The organism is Burkholderia sp. HI4860 (assembly GCF_002223045.2).
GTDB lineage: Bacteria > Pseudomonadota > Gammaproteobacteria > Burkholderiales > Burkholderiaceae > Burkholderia.
This window is the reverse complement of sequence record NZ_NKFO02000003.1, coordinates 3,676,610-3,701,027: the sequence shown is the minus strand read 5'-3', so window position 1 is coordinate 3,701,027 and position 24,418 is coordinate 3,676,610. Positions and strand designations below refer to the sequence as shown.

23 protein-coding genes are annotated in these 24,418 nt (G+C 67.9%); 19 read left to right on the top strand and 4 right to left on the bottom strand.

Annotated elements, in window-relative coordinates:
- Positions 1-159: 159 nt before the first annotated feature.
- From CFB34_RS32635 to CFB34_RS32580, 12 genes are all read left to right on the top strand, one after another.
- The gene (locus CFB34_RS32635; RefSeq protein ID WP_089440106.1) at positions 160-1,104 is read left to right on the top strand and encodes a universal stress protein; all 945 of its coding nucleotides are present in this window, start codon (positions 160-162) and stop codon (positions 1,102-1,104) included.
- 19 nt (positions 1,105-1,123) lie between these two features.
- A complete protein-coding gene (locus CFB34_RS32630; protein WP_089440107.1) occupies positions 1,124-2,104 on the top strand; it encodes a quinone oxidoreductase in 981 nt (326 codons plus the stop codon).
- Between the two features lie 10 nt (positions 2,105-2,114).
- Positions 2,115-2,963, top strand: coding sequence for a TauD/TfdA family dioxygenase (locus tag CFB34_RS32625; protein WP_089440108.1), 849 nt, complete (start codon positions 2,115-2,117; stop codon positions 2,961-2,963).
- 118 nt (positions 2,964-3,081) lie between these two features.
- Positions 3,082-4,137 carry a 3-keto-5-aminohexanoate cleavage protein gene (locus tag CFB34_RS32620; protein WP_089440109.1) on the top strand — a complete coding sequence of 352 codons (1,056 nt, stop codon included), beginning with the start codon at positions 3,082-3,084 and terminating at the stop codon, positions 4,135-4,137.
- Positions 4,138-4,297: 160 nt separating this feature from the next.
- A complete protein-coding gene (locus CFB34_RS32615) occupies positions 4,298-5,626 on the top strand; it encodes an MFS transporter (RefSeq protein WP_089440110.1) in 1,329 nt (442 codons plus the stop codon).
- A gap of 16 nt (positions 5,627-5,642) precedes the next feature.
- Positions 5,643-6,218 (top strand): alpha/beta hydrolase, encoded by a 576-nt coding sequence (locus tag CFB34_RS32610; RefSeq protein WP_089440111.1) that lies wholly within the window; start codon positions 5,643-5,645, stop codon positions 6,216-6,218.
- Positions 6,219-6,535: 317 nt separating this feature from the next.
- The gene (locus CFB34_RS32605) at positions 6,536-7,702 is read left to right on the top strand and encodes an extracellular solute-binding protein (protein ID WP_089440112.1); all 1,167 of its coding nucleotides are present in this window, start codon (positions 6,536-6,538) and stop codon (positions 7,700-7,702) included.
- Between the two features lie 49 nt (positions 7,703-7,751).
- Positions 7,752-8,837, top strand: coding sequence for an ABC transporter ATP-binding protein (locus tag CFB34_RS32600; RefSeq protein WP_089440113.1), 1,086 nt, complete (start codon positions 7,752-7,754; stop codon positions 8,835-8,837).
- Positions 8,838-8,874: 37 nt separating this feature from the next.
- On the top strand, positions 8,875-9,747 hold the full coding sequence (locus CFB34_RS32595; RefSeq protein WP_089440114.1) for a sugar ABC transporter permease: 873 nt from the start codon (positions 8,875-8,877) through the stop codon (positions 9,745-9,747).
- Complete coding sequence (locus CFB34_RS32590; protein ID WP_089440115.1) at positions 9,747-10,679, top strand: ABC transporter permease; 933 nt, start codon at positions 9,747-9,749, stop codon at positions 10,677-10,679. The genes CFB34_RS32595 and CFB34_RS32590 overlap by 1 nt, the downstream gene beginning before the upstream one ends.
- A gap of 122 nt (positions 10,680-10,801) precedes the next feature.
- A complete protein-coding gene (locus CFB34_RS32585) occupies positions 10,802-11,239 on the top strand; it encodes a hypothetical protein (protein ID WP_089425443.1) in 438 nt (145 codons plus the stop codon).
- Positions 11,240-11,529: 290 nt separating this feature from the next.
- A complete protein-coding gene (locus CFB34_RS32580; protein WP_006497261.1) occupies positions 11,530-11,742 on the top strand; it encodes a hypothetical protein in 213 nt (70 codons plus the stop codon).
- Between the two features lie 287 nt (positions 11,743-12,029).
- On the opposite strand, the gene CFB34_RS32575 is transcribed toward CFB34_RS32580, so the two are convergent.
- On the bottom strand, positions 12,030-12,995 hold the full coding sequence (locus tag CFB34_RS32575) for a D-2-hydroxyacid dehydrogenase (protein ID WP_089440116.1): 966 nt from the start codon (positions 12,993-12,995) through the stop codon (positions 12,030-12,032).
- A gap of 250 nt (positions 12,996-13,245) precedes the next feature.
- Between CFB34_RS32575 and CFB34_RS32570 the strand changes: the two genes are divergently transcribed.
- The 6 genes from CFB34_RS32570 to CFB34_RS32545 all read left to right on the top strand — a co-directional run bounded on the left by CFB34_RS32570 (position 13,246) and on the right by CFB34_RS32545 (position 18,944).
- Complete coding sequence (locus tag CFB34_RS32570; RefSeq protein WP_089440401.1) at positions 13,246-14,436, top strand: CaiB/BaiF CoA-transferase family protein; 1,191 nt, start codon at positions 13,246-13,248, stop codon at positions 14,434-14,436.
- A gap of 24 nt (positions 14,437-14,460) precedes the next feature.
- The gene (locus CFB34_RS32565; RefSeq protein WP_089440117.1) at positions 14,461-15,423 is read left to right on the top strand and encodes a hydroxymethylglutaryl-CoA lyase; all 963 of its coding nucleotides are present in this window, start codon (positions 14,461-14,463) and stop codon (positions 15,421-15,423) included.
- Positions 15,424-15,445: 22 nt separating this feature from the next.
- Entirely contained in the window at positions 15,446-15,829 is a 384-nt protein-coding gene (locus CFB34_RS32560; RefSeq protein ID WP_089440118.1) for a VOC family protein, read from the top strand.
- Positions 15,830-16,075: 246 nt separating this feature from the next.
- Positions 16,076-16,903: an alpha/beta hydrolase gene (locus CFB34_RS32555; protein ID WP_089440119.1), complete on the top strand. Its 828-nt coding sequence runs from the start codon at positions 16,076-16,078 to the stop codon at positions 16,901-16,903.
- Between the two features lie 96 nt (positions 16,904-16,999).
- On the top strand, positions 17,000-17,893 hold the full coding sequence (locus CFB34_RS32550; protein WP_089440120.1) for a LysR family transcriptional regulator: 894 nt from the start codon (positions 17,000-17,002) through the stop codon (positions 17,891-17,893).
- 292 nt (positions 17,894-18,185) lie between these two features.
- Positions 18,186-18,944, top strand: coding sequence for a PhzF family phenazine biosynthesis protein (locus CFB34_RS32545; protein ID WP_242808720.1), 759 nt, complete (start codon positions 18,186-18,188; stop codon positions 18,942-18,944).
- A 243-nt stretch (positions 18,945-19,187) separates the two neighbouring features.
- Here the strand turns inward: CFB34_RS32545 and CFB34_RS32540 are convergent, their stop codons facing one another.
- From CFB34_RS32540 to CFB34_RS32530, 3 genes are all read right to left on the bottom strand, one after another.
- Positions 19,188-20,651: an MFS transporter gene (locus tag CFB34_RS32540; protein ID WP_089440121.1), complete on the bottom strand. Its 1,464-nt coding sequence runs from the start codon at positions 20,649-20,651 to the stop codon at positions 19,188-19,190.
- A gap of 382 nt (positions 20,652-21,033) precedes the next feature.
- Positions 21,034-21,648 (bottom strand): peptide chain release factor H, encoded by a 615-nt coding sequence (gene prfH / locus CFB34_RS32535; protein ID WP_089440123.1) that lies wholly within the window; start codon positions 21,646-21,648, stop codon positions 21,034-21,036.
- Positions 21,642-22,790, bottom strand: coding sequence for an RNA ligase RtcB family protein (locus CFB34_RS32530; protein WP_089440124.1), 1,149 nt, complete (start codon positions 22,788-22,790; stop codon positions 21,642-21,644). The genes prfH and CFB34_RS32530 overlap by 7 nt, the downstream gene beginning before the upstream one ends.
- Before the next feature lie 733 nt (positions 22,791-23,523).
- Between CFB34_RS32530 and CFB34_RS32525 the strand changes: the two genes are divergently transcribed.
- Positions 23,524-24,393, top strand: coding sequence for an RNA ligase family protein (locus CFB34_RS32525; RefSeq protein WP_089440125.1), 870 nt, complete (start codon positions 23,524-23,526; stop codon positions 24,391-24,393).
- Positions 24,394-24,418: the final 25 nt, after the last annotated feature.

The following is a 24,418-nucleotide window of genomic DNA, read 5'->3' as shown; positions in this document are numbered from 1 at the left end:
GCCCGTCAATCCCCCCCGCGACGAGTGGGGCCGCACCGGCAGCGCATCGATAGCATGGGTTCCGATGCAAGACGAACACCACGAGGAGCCCACCCATGAAGATCGTATCGACCGGCACGCGGCGCAGCGCGCCGCTCGCCGGATAAGCGGAGCGGCACGATGTACCGCCATCTGCTCGTGACGGTCGACGGCTCGCCCGGCGGCATCGACGCGATCGGCCATGCGCTCGAACTGGCGCGCGCGGTCGGCGCCCGGGTCACGTTCATGCTGACCGGCGCCGCACCGGACTCGCGTTTATCCGGAGCGCGGCTGCCGGAGCACGGTGCGAAAGTGGAAGCCGCCGCGCGGGCACAAGGGTTGTCTCATGCGATCGCGGGGGCCGGCCATCCGGGGCCCGGCCATCCGGGGGCGGCCGGCAACGCAGCGCCCGGTGCGCTGGCGGCCGAACTCGGCTGCGACCTGATCGGCGTCGCGGCGCTGCCGCACGATGCCGATGCGGCGGCCTGCGCGCAACGGCTGCACCTGTTCGCGACCAGCGGCGTGCCGGTGCTCGTGTGCACGTCGCGGCGAACGCCTGCCGAGGCGCGCGTGATGGCGCGTTGCCTCGATGCGCATCGTGCGGTCGAAGGGTGGCTGCGGGCGTTGACGGCGACCGGCACCGCCTCGCGCGAGCCACGGCAGCAGGTAGCCGACACGCAGGAGGCGCTGACATCGCTCGCCGTGCTTCAGCGCGCCCGGTTCGGCACGGCCGCCGAAGCGCGCCTGTTCGCGGCATTGCGCGTCCGTGCGGAGTGCGTCGCGGCCGAACTGGACGAACTCGACCGCCAGCGGCAGCGCGATGCGCAAGCGCTCGATGCGCTCATGCGGATCGCCGCGGAAGGGCTACCGTCGGTCGCGTTCGACACGGCGCTCGCCCGCTATGCGCACGGCGCGTTCGAGCAGATGGGGCGGATGGAAGGCGTGATTTTCCCGGCCGCGCGGCGCTATCTCGGCGACGCGGACTGGGCCGGACTGGATGAATCGCTGGCGGACGGCGCAGCCGCGACGCCGCCATGCGCGAACGAACCGAACGAACCCGACGATGCGCGACGCGCATCCGACTGACACCCTACGGAGAACAAAGATGGCACATGCAGTGCGATTCCACGAAACCGGCGGCCCCGAGGTCCTGCGCTGGGAGGAAGTCGACGTGGGCGACCCGGGTTCCGGCCAGGTGCGCCTGCGGCACGACGCGGTCGGCCTGAATTTCGCCGACACGTATTTCCGCAGCGGCCTGTATCCGGTGCCGCTACCTGCCGGCCTCGGCGTCGAGGCGGCCGGCGTGGTCGAAGCGGTCGGCCCCGGCGTGACGAACGTCGCCGTCGGCGACCGCGTGACCTACACGGGCTTCCTGAACACGCTCGGTGCGTACAGCACCGAACGGCTGATTCCCGCCGCGCCGCTCGTGCGGCTGCCGGCCGGCATTTCTTGCGAAACGGCCGCGGCGATGACGATGCGCGGCCTGACGTCGGCCTACCTGCTGCGCCGCATCCATGCATTCGCACCGGGCGACACGATCCTGCTGCACGCGGCCGCCGGCGGCGTCGGGCTGATCGTGTCGCAATGGGCGAAGCTGCTCGGGCTCACGGTGATCGGCACGGTCTCCAGCGCGCACAAGGCCGAAATCGCCCGCGCACACGGTTGCGACCACACGATCGACTACAGCCGCGAGGACGTCGCGAAGCGCGTGCGCGAGCTGACGGACGGCGCGGGCGTCGACGTCGTGTTCGACAGCGTCGGCAAGGACACCTTCGAAGGCTCGCTCGATTCGCTGAAGCGGCGCGGGCTGATGGTGTGCGTCGGCACCGCGTCGGGCCCGATTCCGCCGTTCGATCCGCAGCGCCTCGCGATGAAAGGCTCGCTATACCTGACGCGCCCGGCGCTGGCCGACTACATTGCCGATCCGGCCGAGAAGAACGACCTGGCCGGTGAACTGTTCTCACACGTCGCGGCCGGCCGGATCCGGATCGAGATCAACCAGCGCTACGCGCTGCAGGACGCCGCGCAGGCGCATCGCGATCTCGAATCGCGCAAGACGACCGGTTCGTCGGTGTTCATCGTCTGAGGAGGCGCGCATGCGAGTCGAACCCCTGACCTGCGCGATCGGCGCGGAACTGCTGGATGTGAGCCTCGCCGACGCCGTGCACGACGACGGCCTGTTCGCCGAGATCCGTGCGCAACTGCTGCGGCATCGCGTGCTGTTCCTGCGCGACCAGGACATCACGCGCGCCGAGCACGTCGCGTTCGCGCGGCGCTTCGGCGAGCTCGAGGATCATCCGGTGGCCGGCAGCGATCCCGAGCACCCGGGGCTCGTGCGGATCTACAAGTCGCCCGACCAGCCGAACGACCGCTACGAGAATGCGTGGCACAGCGATGCGAGCTGGCGCGTGGCGCCGCCGTTCGGCTGCGTGCTGCGCTGCATCGACGGTCCGCCGGTTGGCGGCGACACGATGTGGGCGAACATGGTGCTCGCCTACGAGCGCCTGCCGGAGCACGTGAAGCAGCAGATCGACGACTTGCGCGCGCGCCACAGCATCGAGGCGAGCTTCGGCGCGGCGATGCCGATCGACAAGCGCCTCGCGCTGAAGGCGCAGTACCCGGACGCCGAGCACCCGGTCGTGCGCACGCATCCCGAAACCGGCGAGAAGGTGCTGTACGTGAATGCGTTCACCACGCATTTCACGAACTTCCACACGCCGGCGCGCGTGCGGGTCGGGCAGGACGCGAATCCGGGCGCCGGCCAGTTGCTGCAATACCTGATCAGCCAGGCGTACATCCCCGAGTACCAGGTGCGCTGGCGCTGGAAGAAGCACAGCGTCGCGATCTGGGACAACCGCAGCACCCAGCACTACGCGGTGATGGACTACCCGCCGTGCGTGCGCCAGATGGAGCGCGCGGGCATCGTCGGCGACGTGCCGTTCTGAGCCCGCCAACACCGTAGCCCATCTCTGAAACCCCATGCAACGCGCCGGGCCCGCCGCCCGGCGCGGCGGGATACGCACGCCCGTACCCGCAATACAACGATTTCCACTGGAGGACGACATGCAATTTCTCGACGATTCGCTGCACCCGGAAAACCAGGACAAGGTAGTCATCACGGTCGCGCCGTACGGCCCCGAATGGATGCCGGCCGACTTTCCCGAAGACATTCCGGTGACGATGGACGAGCACGTGCAGAAGGCCGTCGACTGCTACAACGCGGGCGCGACGGTGCTGCACATGCACGTGCGAGAGCTCGACGGCAAGGGCAGCAAGCGGCTGTCGAAGTTCAACGAACTGCTCGGCCGGCTGCGCGAGGCGGTGCCCGACATGATCCTGCAGGTGGGCGGCTCGATCTCGTTCGCGCCGGAAGGCGAGGGCGCCGACGCGAAATGGCTGTCCGACGACACGCGCCACATGCTCGCCGAGCTGACGCCGAAGCCCGACCAGGTGACGGTCGCGATCAACACCGTCCAGATGAACATCACCGAGCTGATGGACCGCCGCGACATCGCCGGCACGTCGCTGAACGAAGCCGCTTACTGGGACGCGTACCGCGAGATGACCGTGCCGGCCGGCCCCGGCTGGGTCGACGAACACCTGCGCCGCCTGCAGGCGGCCGGCATCCAGCCGCATTTCCAGCTCACCGGCATGCACGCGCTGGAAACGCTCGAGCGGATCATCCGCCGCGGCGTCTATCGCGGCCCGCTGAACGTCACGTGGGTGGGCATCGGCGGCGGCTTCGACGGCCCGAATCCGTACAACTTCATGGAATTCGTGCGGCGCTGCCCGGACGGCGCGTGCATCACGCTCGAATCGCTGATGAAGAACGTACTGCCGATCAACACGGTCGCGATGGCACTGGGCCTGCATCCGCGCTGCGGGATCGAGGACACGATCATCGACCAGAAGGGCAACCGGATGACGTCGGTGCAGCAGGTCGAGCAGTGCGTGCGGATCGCGCGCGAACTCGGCCGCGACATCGCCACCGGCAATGAGGCGAAGGCGATCTACCGGATCGGCGTGCAGTACGACGGCATCGACGAGACGCTGGCGCACCTCGGGATGGCGCCGAACCGCCGCGCCGGCCAGGTGAACGTGCCGCTGCGGGCCGCCTGACGCGCCGCGCATCCGGGCAGGCGGCCGTCACGGCCGCCGCCCGCCGACGTTTGTGGCGTGGCACCACTCCTGCGCAGCGCGCGGGAGCGGACTCCGGTCAACGGAGCGGGGCCACGCAAGCCGCGCCGGAGCACGACCTCCGGCGCCGGAGGAGACACGCATGCTGATCCATCAAGTCGAGCCGTCGATCCAGGACGTCGCCGCCGCCGGCCGGCGCGCGCCCGCGTATGCGTGGCTCGTGTTCGGGCTGACCGTCGGCCTGCTGCTGTCGGACTACATGTCGCGACAGGTGCTCAATGCCATATTCCCGCTGCTCAAGCACGCGTGGGGGCTGTCGGACACGCAGCTCGGTTCGCTGTCCGGCGTCGTCGCGCTGCTGGTCGGGCTGCTGACGTTCCCGCTGTCGGTACTCGCCGACCGCTTCGGGCGCGTACGCAGCATCGTGCTGATGGCCGCGTTGTGGAGCATCGCGACGCTCGGCTGCGCGCTGTCGACGAATTACGCGGAGATGCTGGTCGCACGCGGCCTCGTCGGGCTCGGCGAAGCCGCGTACGGCAGTGTCGGCGTCGCGCTGATCCTCAGCATCTTTCCGGCGCGGCTGCGCGCGACGCTGACCGGCGCGTTCATGGCCGGTGGCGCATTCGGCTCCGTGTTCGGGATGGCGCTCGGCGGGCTGGTCGGTGCGCATCTCGGCTGGCGCTGGTCGTTCGGCGTGATGGCCGCGCTCGGCATCGTGCTGCTCGTCGCGTATCGCTGCGTCGTGACCGAACGGCGGCTCGCCGCGTATCGGATCGAACCGTGCCGGCGCGACACCGGCGCGCCGCGCGACCTGCGCGGCAACGTGCGTGCGCTGATGTCCGGGTTGTTCGCGTCGCGTTCGGTGATCTGCGCGTACCTCGGCAGCGGGCTGCACCTGTTCGTGCCGGGCGCGCTGTTCGCGTGGCTGCCGAGCTACCTGAACCGCTACTACGCGATGGCGCCCGACCGCGCGGCGGTGCTCGCGGCCGGCTTCGTGCTGCTCGCGGGCGTCGGGATGGTCGGCTGCGGGATCGTCACCGACCGCGTCGGCAAGATCGACGGCAAGCGCAAGTGGCTGACCGCGATCGCGTATTGCGTCCTCACGGGCGTGTGCCTCGCGATTGCGTTCCGGCTGCCGCCCGGGCCGCTGCAGCTCGCGCTGATCTGCGCGGGGATGCTGGTCGGCGCGGGTGCGTCCGGTGCATCGGGCGCGATGGTCGCGAACCTGACGCCGGCCGCGATCCACGCGTCGGCGTTCGCGACGCTCACGCTCGCCAACAACCTGCTCGGCATGGCGCCGGGCCCGCTGCTGACGGGGTGGGTCGCCGATCGCGCCGGCCTCGTCGGCGCGCTGCAATGGATTCCCGTCGTGCCGCTCATGGCCGCCGTGCTGTTCGCGATCGGACGCGCGAGCTATGCGGCCGACCTCGCGCGCGTCGAACGCGAACGGCGCGCGTCCCACCTTTCCTGAACGTTTCGGAGACTGCATGACCCTGACGACCACCCCCACCATCCTGATCGTGCCCGGCTTGCGCGATCACGTCGACGACCACTGGCAGACGCACCTCGAACGGCGCCTGCCGAACGCACGCGCCGTCGCGCCGCTCGAAGCCGACAAGCTGAGCCGCGCCGCACGCGTTGCCGCGCTCGATGCGGCGCTGGCCGGGATCGACGGCCCGGTAATCCTCGTCGCGCACAGCGCGGGCGTGATGATCACGGTGCACTGGGCACGGCAGGCCACGCGCCAGATCCACGGCGCGCTGCTCGCGACGCCGGCCGATCTCGAGTCGCCGATGCCCGCCGGTTATCCGGCGCCCGATGCGATCGCCGCGAACGGCTGGACGCCGATACCGACCGAACGGCTGCCGTTTCCGAGCATCGTCGCCGCGAGCCGCAACGATCCGCTCGCGCGTTTCAAACGCATCGAGGCGCTGGCGGCCGGGTGGGGCAGCCAGCTCGTCGATCTGGGGGAGGTCGGGCACCTGAACCCGGCGTCGGGGTATGGCGAGTGGCGGGATGCAGAGCGGTTGATCGAAGAAGTGGCCGCTCTCGGCACGGCCTGACTGACTGAATATTCCCGCCTTTCGCGCGCCGCGCCCGACCGGGTGCCCGGCGCGCGCGCCGTCACCGTCGGGTCGCGATGCAGCCCCGAACCGATTCCATTTCGCCGCCCGCCGAGATACGACGTCTTAACACGCAGCCCAATCTACGTGGCACGACGCTACAGCAGCGTCCGACACACAAATCGTCAACAAACGGAAGCTGTTTGTCAGGGAAAGTCCCGCCCCGCACGCCGTGGTTTTTTGTTGACCGACATCGTATAACGCCGTCATGATTTCCTGAAAAGAAAGGTCCCATCCATCGACCGAAGTGAGGAGACATGAACGCCACCCCGATCGCTCGCCGTGTCCGCCGGATCGCACTCGCCCTGGGCCTCGCGCTGTCTGCAACGGCAGCCGTCGCCGCCCCCGTCTCGCTGAACATCGTCGATGTCGCGGGCAACCTGCAGCTCACGCAGAAGGCCATCGAAGCCTTCAAGGACAAGAACCAGAACCTCGTCTCGAACGTCACGTTCACGAACGCGCCCGCGCCGCAGTTGCCGGGCAAGATCAAGGCGATGCAGGCGGCGGGGCGCGCCGACATCGACCTCGTGCTGACGGGCACCGACGCGCTGGCCGCCGGCATCGAGCAGAACCTGTGGCAGAAGCTGCTGCCCGACAACGCGGCCGCGCTCCCCGGCGTGCTCGACAAGTACGCGCCCGGCCCGCGCAAGATGCAGGATCTCGCGCAGGGCTACGGCCTCGAAGTCACCTACATGCCGGCCGGCCCGCTGCTCGAATACAACCCGGCGAAGGTCAGCGACCCGCCGAAGACACCCGATCAGCTGCTCGCCTGGTGCAAGGCGCACCCGAACAAGCTGATCTATGCGCGCCCGGCGAACTCGGGCCCCGGCCGCACGTTCCTGATGGGGCTGCCGTACGTGCTCGGCGACAAGAATCCGCAGGATCCGATCAACGGCTGGGACAAGACCTGGGCGTTCCTCAAGGCGCTGAACGACTGCGTGCCGTACTACCCGGGCGGCACGTCGGCGGTGATGAAGGAACTCGGCGAGGGCACCCGCGACATGACCGTGACCGTCACCGGCTGGGACCTCAACCCGCGCGCGCTCGGCATCGTGCCGGCGGAATTCAAGGTCCAGGCGTTCGACAACATGACGTGGGTCAACGACGCGCACTACATGGTGATCCCGAAGGGCGTGCCGAAGGAAAAGCTCGACGTGCTGTTCAAGCTGATGAACTTCCTGCTCGAACCGGCGCAACAGGCGATGACCTACGACGACGGCTACTTCTATCCGGGCCCGGCGGTGAAGGGCGTGACGCTCGAGATGGCGCCCGCGCACAGCCAGGAAGTGATCAAGAAATTCGGCCGCCCCGAGTACGCGAAGCTGCTCGCGGATCGCCCGCACGTGCAGCCGCTCAACGCGCAGGCGATGGTCGCCGCGTTCCAGAAGTGGGATCGCGAGATCGGTTCGCAGAAGTCGAAGTGACGCATGAACCGGCGGGCGCCGCGGCGCCCGCGTCGAGGGAGTTCGCGCAATGAAGCACAGTTTCGAACGGCTGCGGCTCGATGGCGTGTGCCGCAGTTTCACCAATGCGCAAGGCGCGCAGGTCGCCGCGCTGAACGGGCTCGATCTCGAGATCCGGCGCGGCGAATTCATCGCGCTGCTCGGCCCGTCGGGCTGCGGCAAGTCGACCGCGCTCAACTGCATCGCGGGGCTGCAGCCGCTCACGCGCGGCGGCATCTGGCTCGACGACACGCGCATCGACGTGCTGCCGCCCGAGCGCCGCGGCTTCGGGATGGTGTTCCAGAACTACGCGCTGTTTCCGCACATGTCGGTGCTCGACAACGTCGGCTTCGGCCTCAAGATGCGCGGCGTGCCGAAGCAGGAAACGCGACGGCGCGCGCAGCAGGCGCTCGAACTCGTGCAGCTCGTCGGCCACGAGGGCAAGCTGCCCGGGCAACTGTCGGGCGGGCAGCAGCAGCGCGTCGCGATTGCGCGCGCGATCGTGATCGAGCCGCCGCTCGTGCTGATGGACGAGCCGCTGTCGAACCTCGACACGAAGCTGCGCATCGAGATGCGCGCCGAGATCCGCCGCATCCACACGCAGCTCGAACGCGCGACGATCTACGTGACGCACGACCAGGACGAGGCGCTGTCGATGGCCGACCGCATCGTCGTGATGAAGGAGGGCGTCGTGCAGCAGGTCGCGACGCCGAAGGACGTCTACACGCGCCCGCACAACCTGCACGTCGCGCGCTTCATGGGCTATCGCAACGTGCTGCCGTTCACGCTCGAAGGCATGGCCGGCGATTACGTGACGGTCGCGGCCGGTGGCGTGCGCGTCACGGGCGTGCCGATGGCCGGCTTCGATGCGAAGGAGGTCGTGGTCGCGCTGCGCCCCGACGACATCGAGCGGGCAGACGATGCGGGCGACAACACGAACGCGTTCGACTCGACCGTCGAAACGGTCGAGTATGGCGGCCGCGATTCGCTGATCCGCGCGGTCACGCCATTCGGCCCGATCTGGGCGCGCGTCGCCGGCGAATTCACGGAAGGCGAGCCGCTGCGGCTGCGCGTTGCGCCGTCCCGCACGCTCGTCTACCCGGGAGCGCCGACATGAGCGGCGCAGCCGCCGCGCCGTCATACCGGGAGGCCGCATGAGCACGGTCGCATCCGGCGGCACGCCGCGCGACGCGAAAGCCTGGCTCGTCACGCCCGCGCTCGCGTTCATCGTCGCGCTGTTCATCTATCCGTTCGCGTATGGCCTCGTGCTGTCGTTCCAGCCGATGAACGGCGGCGGCGCGCTCGCGAACTACGTGCAGTTCTTCACCGACACGGCGATGTGGCCGACCGTGCTCGTCACGCTGAAGCTCGCGGTGCCGGCGACGCTGCTCAACGTCGGCATCGCGGTGCCCGTCGCATTCGCGCTGCGCCGCCACTCGCCGTACCAGAAGTTCGTCACGACGCTGCTCGTGATTCCCGTGACGCTCGGCACGGTGCTCGTCGCCGACGGGATGCTCACGTATTTCGGGCCGAACGGCTGGTTCCCGCAGGCGTTGCAGGGGCTGCACTTGTACACCGACGAAGTGCGCCTCACGCACAACTACTGGGGCGTGCTGCTGTCGCTGATCGTGTCGGGCTTTCCGTTCGCGTTCCTGCTGATGCTGTCGTACATCAGCGGCATCGACCCGACGCTCGCGCGCGCCGCGGCAACGCTCGGCGCGAACCCGTGGCAGCAGTTCCGGCAGATCTACCTGCCGCTGCTCGTGCCGGGGCTCACGATGGCCGCATGCCTGTCGTTCGTGCAGGCGTTCTCGGTGTTCCCGTCGGCCGTGCTGCTCGGCGCGCCGGCCGGGCCCACGCGCGTGATCTCGATCGCGGCGGCGGAAGCCGCGTTCGAGAGCTACGACTATTCGCTGGCGTCGGCGATCGCGATCGTGATGGGTTTCGTCCAGTTGCTGGTGGTCGCGTCGATGCTCGGTGCGCGCCGCTTCTTCTATACCGGCGCGGTGACGGGAGGCAAGGGCTGATGGCGACCGACAATCATGCCGCGCACACCTGGCCGCCGAAGCACGACACGCCCGATGCGCCCGACGCGCGCCCCGTCGACGCGAGGAAACCGCAGAAGATGACAAGCAATCTCGCCGGCCGCGCCTGGAAGGCGCTCGTGTGGGGGCTGATGGCGTTCTTCCTGCTGAACGTGATGCTGCTGATCGCGACCGTCGCGGTGAACTCGATCGCGACCCGCTGGTTCGGCACGCCGCTGCCGCAAGGCTTTACGCTGCACTGGTATGCGAAGGCGTGGGAAGACTTCCAGCTCGCGAGCGTGCTGTGGGTGACCGTCGAGGTCGTCGGCGCGGTCGTGCTGCTGTCGATCGCGCTCGGCGTGCCGGCCGCGTATGCGCTCGCGCGCGTGCCGTTTCGCGGCAAGCGCTTCGCGCTGCTGGTGTTCCTGCTGCCGCTGATGGTGCCGCCCGTCACGTACGGGATCCCGATGGCCACCGTGATGTACAAGGTCGGGCTCGCGGGCACGCTGCCCGGCGTGATCCTCGCGAACCTCGTGCCGGCGCTGCCGTTCGTGATCCTCGTGATGACGCCGTTCATCGAGCAGATCGATCCGAACCTCGAAGCCGCCGCGCGGATCTTCGGCGCGAACACGTGGCGCTATTTCCGCTACGTGCTGCTGCCGCTGCTGGTGCCCGGCATGCTCGCGGCGGGGCTGCTCGTGCTGGTGCGCACGATCGGGATGTTCGAGCTGACCTTCTTCACCGCGGGGCCGAGCACGCAGACGCTCGTCGTCGCGCTGTATTACGCGGTGTTCTCGACCGGCGTGCGCGCGCCGCAGTCGATCGACGCGATGGCGATGATCTACATGGCCATCACGCTCGTGTGGGTCGTGATCGCGCTGCAGTTCGTGAGCCCGACGCAGCTCGTGAGCCGCGTGAAGCAGGGGCGGCAATAGGCGAGGGCGCCGCACGGGCGCGCGATGCCGCGCGCGCCTCCGTGCAATTGGTTACAAATGGATACCGCGCACCGCGCGCGGACGTTGCAGACTACGCGGCGTTCCACCGATCACGGATATCCATGAAGTTCCACACGCTGCTGACACTCGCCGGGGCATCGACGCTGCTGGCTGCCTGCAACCTGCTCCACGACGGCCCCGGTTCGAGCGACGTCGACGCCGCCGTGCGCCGCGCGCTCGAGGCGGAAAACCACGGCGGCCTGAACGCGCTGTTCGGCCAGCCGCTGCCCGTCTCGGCCGATGTCGTGTCGGCGAAACCCGACGGCGACTGCAAGAAGCTCGGCGATCGCACCTACTCGTGCGACGTCGTCGTCACGTGGCGCAATGCCGACTACAAGCCTTCGCGCGCGAACCTGACCTTCGTGCAGGCCGCCGACGGCGCGTGGCAGACGTCCGGCGTCGACGCGGCGATCGTCACCGGCACCGCGAAGTCGCTGGTCGACGAAATCGGCAAGGCGTGGCCGGGCAATGCCGCGAGCGGGGCGTCGGCGCCGCAGTGACGCGTCGGCGGCGCGGCGTGCCCTGATTCCGCGGGCACGCGGCTTCGTCCCTGCGGGCCGCAATCGCCCCGTTTCTTCAAGCCATCGATGACCATCGCCCCGTGCAGGTACGACCACGGCCAGCGCGGTGGCGCCAATCGACCGGCGCGACCCGCGTTCGACACCGATTCAGCGAAAAGGGGCGCGAACACCTGCCCCCAAGGACCGAACGCATCCTCGGTATGCGGGCTCGATTATAGGGAAAACCCTTATTTCGAGATATAATCACGGCCTAAGAGATAGGTCGAACCATGCCTGAACGTTTCCAAACCCTTGAAAAATTTGTGTTTTCCCTCGTCGTGATGTCCGCCGTCGTGTGCTCGGCCTTCCTCGCGTACGAGCGTCACCCCGAGATCAAGATCGCGCTGCACGAAGGCGAAGCGCTGATGCGCGAGAGCGCCAAGTATTCGGTCATCTGCTCGCCATCCAAGGTCGATCCTTGCGTCGAGATGTCCGCTTACTGACCTTTGCGTCGGTCGCGGCGCACCGCGATCGAAACGGCCGTTTCCAGAATTGGCCCCATTCAGTTTCGGACTTGTCCTATATCGCTGGTCGTCTGGATTCCTTAAAGTAGAGCCCATCAGGAATTCAGAAACCGGCCGCAAGATAGGGCGGATGCACGAACCCGTAACGTGCCGAGTCGCTGGCGTAAGCAGCCCCACATTCTGCCGGCCCCGCTTCGAGCCATCGAGCGGGGCCGTTCTGTTTGCGCGGTTCAAATGACCTCCCGCCGCACTTTGCGCCACGCACGTCACACCACGTGCCGCGGTGCGCCATCCACGAACGCGGCGACGTTGTCCACGAGTTGATCGGCGAGCGCCTGCATCGCTTCGTCACTCGCCCACGCAATGTGCGGCGTCAGGATGAAGGCCGGATGCGACAGGATCGCGTGGAACGGATGCGCAGCCGGCAGCGGCTCCTGCGTGACCACGTCGAACCCCGCGCCCGCGATCTGCCCCAACTGCAATGCGTCGACGAGCGCACCTTCATCCACGAGCCCGCCGCGCGCGGTATTGATCAGCAACGGCCGGCGCGCCATCCGCGCGAACGCGGCCACGTCGATCAGGTGCCGCGTCGCGGGCGTGAGCGGGCAGTGCAGCGTGATCACGTCGCTGTCGCGCAGCAGCGTGTCGAGCGGCACGTAGTCGTCCCCCGCCGCATCGCCGTGCGCCGCGAACCGCACCCGCATGTCGAGCGCGCGGGCGATGCCGGCCACCGCGCGCCCGAGCACGCCGTCGCCGACGATCCCGAGCGTCGAGCCGGCCAGGTCGCGAATCGGATGATCGAAAAAACAGAACTGCCCGCTGTCGAGCCAGCGCCCCGCACGCACCGCGTCGCGGTATGCAACGAGACTGCGGCGCAGCGCGAAGATCAGCGCGAACGTGTGCTCGGGCACCGTGCGGACCGCATACCCGCGAATGTTGCTCACGACGATGCCGTGCGCCGCGCACGCGTCGAGACGGACGATGTCGGTGCCCGTCGCGGCGATCGCGATCATCCGCAGGCGTCGCGCACCGGCAAGCGCTGCCGCGTCGAGCCGCACCTTGTTGGTCACGACGATGTCCGCGTCGCGGATGCGCGCGGCCGTCTCGTGCGCGGCCGTCCGCTCGAAGGTCTGCGATACGTGCGGGAACGGAAACGGCTTCAGCACGGTGTGCGGCGACAGCGTCGCGCGGTCGAGAAACACGATCTTCGCGGGAGAGGAAGCAGAAAACATGGCGGGTCCCGCTGACAGGCGCCCGGCGGGCGCGGAACGGGTTCGATTCTGCCGGCGGCGCGCGTGCCGTCGTTTGCCCGTTGCGCGAGCGCGCTTTCCCGGATGGAAAGGCTGACGCAACGCGTGCATGACGGGCGCGACGCGCGCCTTTCCGAAACGGAAAGGCGGGTTGAGCATCGATCGATTTTCGCCGGGCGCGAACGCGGTCATGATCGCCTTCATCGACACCACGATTGCATCGGAGACAGCCATGACACGCCCCCTGGACGGCATTCGCGTGCTGGAACTCGGCCAACTGATCGCCGGGCCGTTCGCGGGCCGGATACTCGCCGAATTCGGCGCCGACGTGCTCAAGGTCGAGCCGCCCGGGCTCGGCGACCCGCTGCGCAAATGGCGGCTGCTGCATGAAGGCACCTCGGTCTGGTGGGCCGCGCAGTCGCGCAACAAGACCTCGCTCACGCTCGACCTGCGCACGCCCGAAGGGCAGGACGTCGTGCGCCGTCTCGTCGCGGAAACCGACGTGCTGATCGAGAACTTCCGGCCCGGCACGCTCGAGGGCTGGGGGCTCGGCTGGGACGCGCTGTCCACGATCAACCCGGGGCTCGTGATGCTGCGCGTGTCGGGCTTCGGGCAGACGGGCCCGTACCGCGACCGCCCCGGCTTCGGCGTGATCGCCGAGGCAATGGGCGGCCTGCGGCACCTGACCGGCGAGCCCGGCCGCACGCCGGTGCGCGTCGGCATCTCGCTCGGCGATTCGCTGTCGGCGCTGCACGGCGTGATCGGCGTGCTGCTCGCGCTGCGGCATCGCGAGCAGCAGGGCGGCCACGGGCAGGTCGTCGACGTCGCGCTGTACGAGTCGGTATTCAACATGATGGAAAGCCTGCTGCCCGAATACTCGGCGTTCGGCGCCGTGCGCGAGGCGGCCGGCAGCAGCCTGCCCGGCATCGCGCCGACCAACGCGTACCGCTGCCATGACGGCAAGTACGCACTGATAGCCGGCAACGGCGACAGCATCTTCCGGCGCCTGATGGAGCTGATCGGCCGGCCCGATCTCGGCAACGATCCCGCGCTCGCGCACAACGACGGGCGCGTCGCGCAGGTCGAACGCATCGACGCGGCGATCGGCGAATGGAGCGCGCAGCACGATCTCGACGCCGTGCTGGCCGCGCTGAACGACGCGCGCATCCCGTCCGGGCGCATCTACGACGTGGCCGACATCGCAGCCGATCCGCATTACCGCGCCCGCGACATGCTCGTCGATGCGGCGTTGCCCGACGGTACGCCGGTGCTCGTGCCCGGCATCGTGCCGAAGCTCGGCGCGACGCCCGGGCGCATCGAACACGCGGCGCCCGCGCTCGGCGCGGATACCGACGCGGTACTCGAATCGCTCGGTATCGATGCGGCGACGCGCGGCGACTGGCGCACGCGCGGCGTGATCTGAGATGCGGAAACAGGAGCAGACAACATGATCTGGCAACGCAAACGGCTCTACCTCCACGAAGTCGCAACGCGCGACGGTTTCCAGAACGAAGCAGCCTTCGTCGACACCGACGACAAGATCGCGCTCGTCGATGCGCTGAGCGCGTGCGGCTACGCGAAGATCGAGGTCACGTCGTTCACGTCGCCGAAGGCGATCCCCGCGTTGCGCGACGCGGAGGCCGTGATGCACGGCATCGCGCGCGCACCGGGTGTCGTCTATACGGTGCTCGTGCCGAACGTGCGCGGGGCGGAGCGCGCGCTGTCGTGCGGCGTCGATGAAGTGAACCTCGTGATGTCGATGAGCGAAAGCCACAACCGCGCGAACCTGCGGATGACGCGCGAGCAGTCGTTCGCACAACTGCGCGACGTGATCGACGCGGTACGCGGCACCGGTGTCGCGATCAACGTGTCGCTGTCGACCGCGATGGGCTGCCCGATGGAAGGCGATGTCGCAGCCGAAGGCGTACTCGCGTGGATGCAGCGCTTCGCGGATCTCGGCGTGCATGGCTTCACGCTGTGCGACACGACGGGCATGGCGTTTCCGTCGCAGGTGCGCGACCTGTCGGCACGGGCACGCGAACGCTTCGGCGCGCTGCAGCTCACGCTGCACTTCCACAACACGCGCGGGATGGCGCTCGCGAACACGCTCGCGGCACTCGATGCCGGGATCGACCGCTTCGACGCGTCGCTCGGCGGGCTCGGCGGCTGCCCGTACGCGCCAGGGGCGACCGGCAATGCGTGCACCGAAGAACTCGTGCACATGCTCGAACTCGACGGCTACGACACGGGCATCGATCTCGCGGCCGTGCTGGCCGCGTCGGCACGGCTGCCCGCGCTGATCGGTCATGACGTGCCGAGCCAGATCCTGAAAGCCGGGCGCCGCTCGGACCTGCATCCGCCGCCGCGCGCGGACGCCGGCGACATGCCCGCGCAACGCGCGTTCTCATGAACCACGAACAGGAGCGAACCTCATGGCGCTGATCGATCACCTCGACCATCTCGTGCTGACCTGCGTCGATCCCGACCGGACGAAGCATTTCTACACCGAGGTGCTGCAGATGCAGCTCGAAACCTTCGGCGCGGGCCGGATCGCCTTCCGCTTCGGCAACCAGAAGATCAACCTGCACGTGCGCGGCGCGGAGTTCGAACCGAAAGCGCACGTGCCGGTGCCCGGCGCGCTCGACCTGTGCTTCATCGCGTCGGTGCCGCTCGACGACGTGATTGCACACCTGAAGCGCGTCGACTGGCCGATCGTCGAAGGGCCGGTCGAGCGCACGGGCGCGACGCAGAAGATCCGGTCGGTCTACGTGCGCGATCCCGACCTGAACCTGATCGAGATTTCCGAGTTGATCTGAGCACCCGCGCATCACCGCGTCGTCTCGCCGCTTCGCACTCACGCGTGCGGACCTGATCACGGTGCGACTGCACGCCGCGCCGATCTCCCGCCGAAATCGGACAGCCGGTTTCCGCGCTCGCCGATTCCGGATAGCCGGCCCATGCCGCGCTGCGGATAATGCAGGCATCGGCGACTGAGAAGCCGCCTTCGCAGCGGACGCAACGCTTGCGTCCGCACTTGCGCAACCCGACCCAGGCAATTCCCGATGACGATCCTCTATCGCGGCATGGACCGCGCGGCGCTCGACGCCGCTTATCTGAACACGAAGGTGGTACCCGATTTCCCCGCGTTGCTCACGTCGATGCAGGCGCGCAGCGCAGCGCTCTATGCAACCGCGTCCGTCCGGCGCGACCTGCGTTACGGCGCGCAACCCGCGCAGCGTTTCGACTGGCTGTCGTGCGGCCAGCCCGATGCGCCGCTGTTCGTGTTCGTTCACGGCGGCTACTGGCAGCACTGCGCGAAAGAGGATTTCGCGTACGCGGCAAGCGGGCCGCTCGCGCGCGGTTTCGACGTGATACTCGCCGAATACACGCTCGCGCCGATCGCGACGATGACCGACATCGTCGGCGAGATTGGCGCGCTGCTCGACTACCTCGCGAGCGATCCCGACGGCCTCGGCACGGCGAAGCGGCCGATCCACCTGAGCGGCCATTCGGCCGGCGGCCACTTGACGGCCGTGCATCGCGCGCATCCGGCCGTCGTCTCGGCGCTCGCGATCAGTCCGCTCGTCGATCTCGAACCGATCTCGCTGTGCTGCCTGAACGACAACCTGCAGCTCACCGCGCACGAAGTCGACGCATATAGCCCGTTGCGCCATGTCGGGCCCGGCGCGCCGACGGTGGTGGCGGCCGGCGAAGCCGAGCTGCCCGAACTCGTGCGGCAAGCACACGACTACGCGACGGCGTGCGAAGCGGCCGGCGAACGGATCGTCCACGTCGGGTTGCCCGGCATGCAGCACTTCGACGTGCTCGACGATCTCGAGAAGCCGGACGGTGCGATGCTCACCGCGTTGCTGTCGATCGCGCCGCGCTAGACGCGCGGTATCGCGCAGGGGCGGCCGGGCGTATGATCCGCGTCAGGCCGCCGCGCCGACGGCGGGCGCCGGCACGGCCTTCCCAGGACCCACGACATGGTGAATCCGCTTCATTTCGATCTGCAGTCGCTGCGCGTGTTCGCGCTCGTCGCCGAGCACGGTAGCCTGACGAAAGCGGCCGAACACGGCCAGCTCACGCTGTCCGCGGTCAGCAAGCGCATCGCCGAGCTGGAAAGCGTGACGGGCAGTGCATTGTTCGTCCGGCATGCGCGCGGTGTCGAGCTGACGCCCGCGGGCCGCGCGCTGCTCGACCATGCGGCGAAGGTGATCGAGCAGGTCAACCGGATGGCGCACGAGATGAGCGATTACGTCGCCGGTGTGCGCGGCCACATCCACGTGTGGACCAACACGTCCGCGATCGTGCAGTTCCTGCCCGCCGATCTCGCCGCGTTCCTCACCGACCATCCGGGCATCAAGGTGAGCCTCGAGGAGCGGCTGAGCCACGAGATCGTCGACGCGCTCGCGTCCGGCAAGGCCGATCTCGGCGTGTTCGCCGACAACGTGCCGGCCCCCGGCATCGAACGGCGGCTGTACCGGCGCGACGAACTCGTGCTGCTCGTGCCGCGCACGCACCGGTTCGCCGCGCGCGGCAGCATCCGCTTCGCGGATACGCTCGACGAGGACTACGTGGGACTCAGCGACGGCAGCTCGCTGCTCGCGCGCATGACCGACGCCGCTTTTGCGGTCGAGCGCTCGCTGAAGCTGCGCATCCAGGTATCGAATTTCGACGGCGTGAGCCGGATGATCGAGGCGGGGCTCGGCATCGGCATCCTGCCGCGCGATGCGGTGACCGGCGAGCGCGCGGCGCGGCTCGGGGTCGTAAAGCTCGACGACGCGTGGGCGACGAGAACGCTGTGGGTGGGGGTGAAGGCCGGCGCCGTGCTGACGACCGATATCGCGAAGCTGTTCGATTTCATGTCGGCAAGGTGAGGCGGGGCTGCCTCCAGTTCCGGTCTTCGACAGGACGCGTCGGGAATTCACAAGATTCCATCTGCCAAAGCCAACTGAACGAGGATGGCGAACGGGGCGACTCGAGGCTTGTATGGTTGCCGCCCCACCACGAGCAACGATTAGGCAGGAAAGTACCGGTTGGCAAGTCTCTGCCGATTGCGCCGCCTTGGGCGGTTGCAGTCAGTCGGCGCCAAACGTAAGATCGCCGATCAATGACACGAACGCATGTGTTCGTCGCGCTTCGTTTGAGGTTCGTTCATCGGGAGGACTAGTGCGAGTTGAAGTTCAGATCGTCAACGCTTTGACGGACGGAAAAGCCGGGGGCAATCCTGCGGGCGTGGTGATCGATGCCGATGCGCTGACCGCAGGCCAGAAGCTGCATGTTGCGCAGCAGGCCGCATTGTCGGAAACCGCGTTCGTGTCGAAATCGAATATTGCAACGATCAAGCTGGAATTCTTTACGCCGACGCGGCAGATCGCGCATTGCGGCCATGCCACGATCGCCACATTTTCCCTCTTGAGCGCAATCGGCAGGGTAGGTGACGGCAAGTCGTCGAAAGAGACGATCGACGGATGCCGAGACATCGTGATCGATGGCGACACCGTTCTAATGGAGCAGCGTTCCCCAACTTATCGCGCAATCGAAGCGGACTCCCCGTTCTCCGCGAAAATCGCTCAATCGCTGGGCGTATCGACTGCCCGGATCCATGGTGTCGAAAGCCCGACCGTCGTCAACACCGGCAACAGCTTTCTGATGATTGCATTGCCCGACGAGCAGTCCGTGGCGGCGATTCGTCCGGACCCGCACGCGATTGAATCGATCAGCGACGATCTTGACTTGATTGGCTATTACGTATTCTCGACGACGACGAAAATACCCGGTCGTCATGCGGGAGCCCGCATGTTCGCGCCGCGCTTCGGCATTGCCGAGGAGTCGGCGACAGGAACTGCAGCCGGGCCGCTGGCGTGCTTGCTGTACGAGCGGATGGGGCAGGCGACACGGAAATCACCATTGAGCAAGGGCACTTGATGCCACAGCCTTCGCCAAGCGTCGTCAAGGTGCTCCTTGATGTCGACGGTGGCAAGATCTCGCGATTGATGGCCGGCGGTACAGGGGTTGTCATGCGGTCGATCACGGTCGATATCTGAGGTTGCGTCGAGCGTGTGCTTCCCGGTAGTCCGAACGACTTCAATGCATCGGCAAGCGACGGATACCGCGAAACATCCATCGTGACGAGGGAGCGCGTTTCCGTGCCCCCTCGGCGACATCCGCTCAAACCGGATTGATCTCATCCTGGCTGCGCCGCGTGGTCAGCGGCCCGAGCACGCGCAGCGTGACCGCGACGATACCGAGCGCGACCGAGATCACCCCGAACATCGCACCCGCGCCATAACTGCCAAGCACCGGCAACAACACGAACGGCAACACCCCGCTGACGATGCGCGACAGCGCATAGGTACTGCCGATCGCCGTCGAGCGCACGCGCGCCGGGAAAATCTCCGCCTGGTACACGTGATACGCGTTGCTGAACACGTTCGACGCGCAAGTCGTCAGGAACCCGAAGCCGACGATCAGCACGGTATTGCCCGAATACGCGAAGCACAGCCCGAACGCGGCGATCGACAGGATCGACACGATCACGAGCGTGCGGCGCTCGATCCAGTTGAGCAACGGAATCGACAGCAACGAGCCGATCGGATAGCCGATGAACGACAGCGCGATGAACAGCGTGCTGTCCGTCACGTCGAAGCCGCGACTTTTCACGACCGTGCCGGCCAGCGTACCGAACCCGTAATAACCGAAGCCCTGAAACAGGTGAAAGATCGCGAGCATCACATAGCGCGCGCCGTACGGTTCGCGTCGCAGCAGCGCGATACGCTCGCCAAGCCCGAGCGGCCGTTGCGGCTCGACCGGCTCCGCGAACTGCTCGGGCACGCGCACGCCGGTGCCTTCCGCGAAGCGCCGCAATGCCGCATGCGCGTCGGCTGTGCGACCCTGCGCGAGCAGCCAGCGCGGGCTCTCCGGCAGCCGATGCTGGACGAACAGCACGTACACGGCGCCGAGGCTGCCGATCGCGAGGATGATGCGCCAGCCGGCCACGCCGCCCACATGAAGCGGGTTCAACCACAGCGCAAGAAACCCGACGAGCGGCACCGCGACGTAGGAAGTCGTATAGGCCCACGCGGCGAGCCTGCCGCGCTTTTCCTTCGGCAGGATCTCGGACAGGAAGCTGTCCGCAACCGGATAGATCGCGCCGACGCCGATGCCGGTCAGGAACCGGCACGCGACGAGCATGTCGGCATTCACCGAAAACGCGCCGACCAGCGAGAAGGCGCTGTACCACGTGAGCGTCAGCAGGAACGCCTTGCGCCGGCCGATGCGGTCGGCGAGGCTGCCGAGGCACATCGCGCCGACGAACATGCCGATGAACGCCGATGCCAGCAGCAGCTTGAAATCGGTGCTCTGCCGGCTCAGCCCGTATTCGTTCTGCAACGCGGAACCGATCGTACTGACGAGGAAGATCTCGTACATGTCGAAGAACAGCCCGATGCCGATCACCCAGACGACGAACCGGTGCAACGCGCCGACCGGCAGGTCGTCCATGAAATCGCCGAGCGTGACGCGGCGGGCGGGGCGGGCCGACGCATCGCCGCCGGCGGCAGTGGCAGCGGCCGGCGGTCGTGCGGACGCGGGTCCGCCCGCGTTGCCGCCGAGATCGAGGGAATGGCTGTTCATCGTGTCTCCTGATTATCGATACGCCGTGGCGCGAGGCCCGGCCGTTCGCGACCGGCGCGCTGCATCCGGTCGCACGACGTGGCGGCAGGCATCGCAAGTCCAGTGAAAGGGCCGAATAGGCGGGCTGTCCCGATCGTTCGACACATGGTGGGCAAATCCGCGGCACGTGATAATTGCGGATGCTTCAAGCGTCCTTTCCTGCGCAGAAAGGGTGCGGAACACGCGACAGCCGGCATGCACGCGGCAGGCCGGTGCAGCCTGCCTGGCGCGCGGTCATGCACCGGAGCCGATGGCGCGCTCGCGCAACCGGCAGGCCGGGAAAACCATGAGTCGGATTACGTGGCCGCCAGCGCGAAAGCCACCGGCGGCCAGGCGCTCGTGCTCAGTCGGCCGGCACGAACGCCGCCCCGTAAAACACGCGCACGGGGTTGCCGCGCTCCAGCGCAAAGTGCTGCATCCGCCGCTGCCGGCGCGCCTCGGACGCGTGACGGTCGGCCTCGTGCTGCAGGCGAACCTGCAGCAACTGCAGCGCCAGGCGCTTGTTCGCGTGCTGGCTGCGCTCGCTTTCCACGCGCACCGACAAGCCGGTCGCGACATGGGTCGCACGAATCGCGGAGCTCGTCTTGTTCACGTGCTGGCCGCCCGGCCCGCGTGCGCGCATCGCTTCGAACCGCACATCGCCATCCGGCAGCGGCTGAGCGTCGGCGCAGCGCGTGACGCCGATGAACCAGTTCTTGCGCGGATGGCGCAACCGGTACGGGCTCGCGCAAATCCATTGCAGCGTGCCCGTCCAGCGATCCGCGAGCGCCTGCGCACCTTCGCCGTCGAGGTCGAGCAGCGCCGAACGCAGCGTGCCGGAGCGTTCGCCCGGCTGCGCATCGAGCACGGTGACGACGACGTGCTGCGCATCGGCTTCCGCCTGCAGGCGCCGCAACGCATTGGCCGCGGCCAGTTGGCACTCGAGCGGGCCGTGTGCCGAAGAAATCTGCATCAGCATCGGCCAGCCTCCCCGGACGTCTTGTAGGTCAGCACCGGCGCGAGCCGCGCCAGCTTGCGCAGCAGCCCGGCCGCTTCGAGCGCGTCGACGACGCTGTCGATCGGCTTGTAGGCCTGCGGCGCTTCCTCGTACAGCAGTTCGCGGTCTTCGCAGATCACGTGGCTGCCGAGCGGCGTGCGCGTGAGCTGCGACGGCGTGAAGCGCCGTTCGAGACGCCCCTTGCAATCGCCGCGCGCCCACTTGCGGCCCGCACCGTGCGCCAGCGACGCCAAGCTGGCCGCATCGTCGGGCCGCACCGACGCGACGAGGTAGCTGTAGTCGCCGCGCGACCCGGGAATGACGACCGGCCCCGCATCGGCCGGCGTCGCGCCTTTGCGATGCAGCCAGCCCGGCTCGCCGTCGACGCTCGCGCGGCTCACCAGGTTGTGGTTCACGTCGAGCACGCACCCGCCGTCGGTGCGCCAGCGCGCCAGCATGCGCCGCGCGATCAGGTCGCGATTCGCGATGGCGTAGCGCAACGCCGCATCGTGACGCGCGAGGTACGCCGTGCAGGCGGCATTCGTGTCGTCGAGGCCGTTGTAGCCGTGCTCGCGCATGTGCTGCTCGAGGATCGACTGGCCGAAGCCGCGCGATCCGCTATGCACGAGCATCAGCAGGCGATCGGGATCGAGGCCGAGCGCTGCAACGGCATCGGTGTCGTACACCGCGTCGATCCGCTGCGCCTCCGCGAAATGATTGCCGCTGCCGATCGTGCCGAGCGATGCCGCGTATGCGTGATCCGCGAACCCGGCGGCCGCGACAAGCGGCTGCCAGCTTGCATCGGGTGTGGCGTCGATCGAGCCGAGCCGGCTCGCGAGCTTCGACGCACTGACGCGCCGCGCATCGAGCGCGGTTTGCCACAGCGCCATCCCGCAGCCGATATCGCCGCCGATCAGCGCCGGATACAGCCGGCCCGTCGAAAAGAACGCGGCGCCGACGGGGTAGCCGCGTCCGGGGTGAAGATCGGGCATGCCGGCGACGCGCCGCATGCCGGGGAGGGTGGCAGCGTGTTCGAGCTGCCGGATAGCCTCACCTTCGATCCAGGTGGTGGCGCAAGCGCACAACGTGACGCGCTCGCCCAGGTATTGCATGGAATTGCCCATGGAGGTTTCCGTTCGATGAAAAGGAAGAACGGCGGGCCATGGCGCAGGCAGCGCACACAGGCGCTGCCCGACATCGGAAGTCGGGAAGAGGGCGGCACGACCGGATCGGAACGACCCGGCTCGTCGCCGTGACGGCGATACGATGTGCTGCTTGGCGTGAACGATGAGACGAACGGACGCGAAAAACCCGAACTACGACCCGCGACGGGAGGAGTGCTGGCGTGACGTCATGATTTTTTCTCCTTGCGAGTGAGGGGTTGATCGGAATGGCGGCGACTCTAGCATGCATGCGATGCGCGCAACAAGCGGGGAGCGCGTCGTTGCCCATTGAACCACGGCTCGATGTGGCGAAAAACACACAAATAGGAATCCGGATCATTCCCATGTCGATGGCGCACGTGGCACGCCGCAGCAAGCATTCGACGCACGCCGACAACCGAGGCGACCGTACTCAACCACGCTTGACAGCGCACATGCCGTTTCGTAGCATCCGCCTGCTTCATCCCTGAACCCTCATCGAATCGGTGATCCAAGTGCCCGCAAACATTCGTTCCTTCGCCTGATACGCCGACGACTGCCGTCCCGGCCGCGTGTCGTCCTGCCCGTTCCCGTCTGCCTCGCGGCGCCGGAACAGTGATCGCAGGGCCGCGCCCGGACACGCACTGACACCGCAACGCACACCCCATCGTTCGTTCACGTCGTCGGCTTTTTCTGATATTTCCGGAGAAAGACCATGACGCTGGATTTCCGCGCCTACGCGCAATCGCTCGACCTCGCCCGTTACCCACGCACGCCGCACCTCGAAGGCTCGCGCCTGCAGGACGGCGACGAAGGTCACGACCACGTTCCCTATCGCACCCTCGCGGGCGCGCATCTCGTCGTCGAGGAAAAGCTCGACGGCGCGAACACGGGCATCAGCTTCAGCCCCGCGGGCGAACTGCTGCTGCAGTCACGCGGCCACTATCTGGCCGGCGGCGGCCGCGAGCGGCAGTTCGGGTTCGTGAAGACCTGGGCCGCCGCCCATGCGGGCTGGCTGCTCGATCGCCTCGGCGATCGCTACGTGATGTACGGCGAGACGATGAGCAAGAAGCACGCGGTGTTCTACGACGCGCTGCCGCATCACTTTTTCGAATTCGACGTGTTCGATCGCGCAACGGGCCGCTTCCTGTCGACACCCGCGCGTCGCGCGCTGCTCGCCGACGGGCCCGTGCTGTCGGTACCCGTGCTGTACGAAGGCATCGCGCCGGCGCGACTCGCGGACCTGAAGGCCATGCTCGGCCCATCGCTCGCGAAGACGCCGGACTGGCGTCGCGCGTTCGAGGAAACGGTGCGGCGGCAGGGGCTCGACCTCGCGCGTGCATGGCAGCAGTGCGACAAGTCGGAGCGCTCCGAAGGGCTCTACGTGAAGGTCGAGAAGGACGACACGACGACCGCGCGCCTGAAGTGGGTGCGCCACGATTTCGTGCAGGCCATTCTCGAATCGGCGCGCCATCACTCGGAGCAGCCGTTCATCCCGAACCTGCTCGCGCCGGGTGTCGACCTGTATGCGCCGCGCCCGACGCTCACGTGGGCATCGAATCCCGCCGCGCGCCCGAACCCATGAATGCGGAACGGCCGTACGCCGTTTC

What these genes read in the sequence shown, in the direction of transcription:
- CFB34_RS32635 (WP_089440106.1), top strand. Translation starts at nt 160, where the DNA reads ATGTACCGCCATCTGCTCGTGACGGTCGACGGCTCGCCCGGCGGCATC.
- CFB34_RS32630 (WP_089440107.1), top strand. Translation starts at nt 1,124, where the DNA reads ATGGCACATGCAGTGCGATTCCACGAAACCGGCGGCCCCGAGGTCCTG.
- CFB34_RS32625 (WP_089440108.1), top strand. Translation starts at nt 2,115, where the DNA reads ATGCGAGTCGAACCCCTGACCTGCGCGATCGGCGCGGAACTGCTGGAT.
- CFB34_RS32620 (WP_089440109.1), top strand. Translation starts at nt 3,082, where the DNA reads ATGCAATTTCTCGACGATTCGCTGCACCCGGAAAACCAGGACAAGGTA.
- CFB34_RS32615 (WP_089440110.1), top strand. Translation starts at nt 4,298, where the DNA reads ATGCTGATCCATCAAGTCGAGCCGTCGATCCAGGACGTCGCCGCCGCC.
- CFB34_RS32610 (WP_089440111.1), top strand. Translation starts at nt 5,643, where the DNA reads ATGACCCTGACGACCACCCCCACCATCCTGATCGTGCCCGGCTTGCGC.
- CFB34_RS32605 (WP_089440112.1), top strand. Translation starts at nt 6,536, where the DNA reads ATGAACGCCACCCCGATCGCTCGCCGTGTCCGCCGGATCGCACTCGCC.
- CFB34_RS32600 (WP_089440113.1), top strand. Translation starts at nt 7,752, where the DNA reads ATGAAGCACAGTTTCGAACGGCTGCGGCTCGATGGCGTGTGCCGCAGT.
- CFB34_RS32595 (WP_089440114.1), top strand. Translation starts at nt 8,875, where the DNA reads ATGAGCACGGTCGCATCCGGCGGCACGCCGCGCGACGCGAAAGCCTGG.
- CFB34_RS32590 (WP_089440115.1), top strand. Translation starts at nt 9,747, where the DNA reads ATGGCGACCGACAATCATGCCGCGCACACCTGGCCGCCGAAGCACGAC.
- CFB34_RS32585 (WP_089425443.1), top strand. Translation starts at nt 10,802, where the DNA reads ATGAAGTTCCACACGCTGCTGACACTCGCCGGGGCATCGACGCTGCTG.
- CFB34_RS32580 (WP_006497261.1), top strand. Translation starts at nt 11,530, where the DNA reads ATGCCTGAACGTTTCCAAACCCTTGAAAAATTTGTGTTTTCCCTCGTC.
- CFB34_RS32575 (WP_089440116.1), bottom strand. Translation starts at nt 12,995, where the DNA reads ATGTTTTCTGCTTCCTCTCCCGCGAAGATCGTGTTTCTCGACCGCGCG.
- CFB34_RS32570 (WP_089440401.1), top strand. Translation starts at nt 13,246, where the DNA reads ATGACACGCCCCCTGGACGGCATTCGCGTGCTGGAACTCGGCCAACTG.
- CFB34_RS32565 (WP_089440117.1), top strand. Translation starts at nt 14,461, where the DNA reads ATGATCTGGCAACGCAAACGGCTCTACCTCCACGAAGTCGCAACGCGC.
- CFB34_RS32560 (WP_089440118.1), top strand. Translation starts at nt 15,446, where the DNA reads ATGGCGCTGATCGATCACCTCGACCATCTCGTGCTGACCTGCGTCGAT.
- CFB34_RS32555 (WP_089440119.1), top strand. Translation starts at nt 16,076, where the DNA reads ATGACGATCCTCTATCGCGGCATGGACCGCGCGGCGCTCGACGCCGCT.
- CFB34_RS32550 (WP_089440120.1), top strand. Translation starts at nt 17,000, where the DNA reads ATGGTGAATCCGCTTCATTTCGATCTGCAGTCGCTGCGCGTGTTCGCG.
- CFB34_RS32540 (WP_089440121.1), bottom strand. Translation starts at nt 20,651, where the DNA reads ATGAACAGCCATTCCCTCGATCTCGGCGGCAACGCGGGCGGACCCGCG.
- prfH (WP_089440123.1), bottom strand. Translation starts at nt 21,648, where the DNA reads ATGCTGATGCAGATTTCTTCGGCACACGGCCCGCTCGAGTGCCAACTG.
- CFB34_RS32530 (WP_089440124.1), bottom strand. Translation starts at nt 22,790, where the DNA reads ATGGGCAATTCCATGCAATACCTGGGCGAGCGCGTCACGTTGTGCGCT.
- CFB34_RS32525 (WP_089440125.1), top strand. Translation starts at nt 23,524, where the DNA reads ATGACGCTGGATTTCCGCGCCTACGCGCAATCGCTCGACCTCGCCCGT.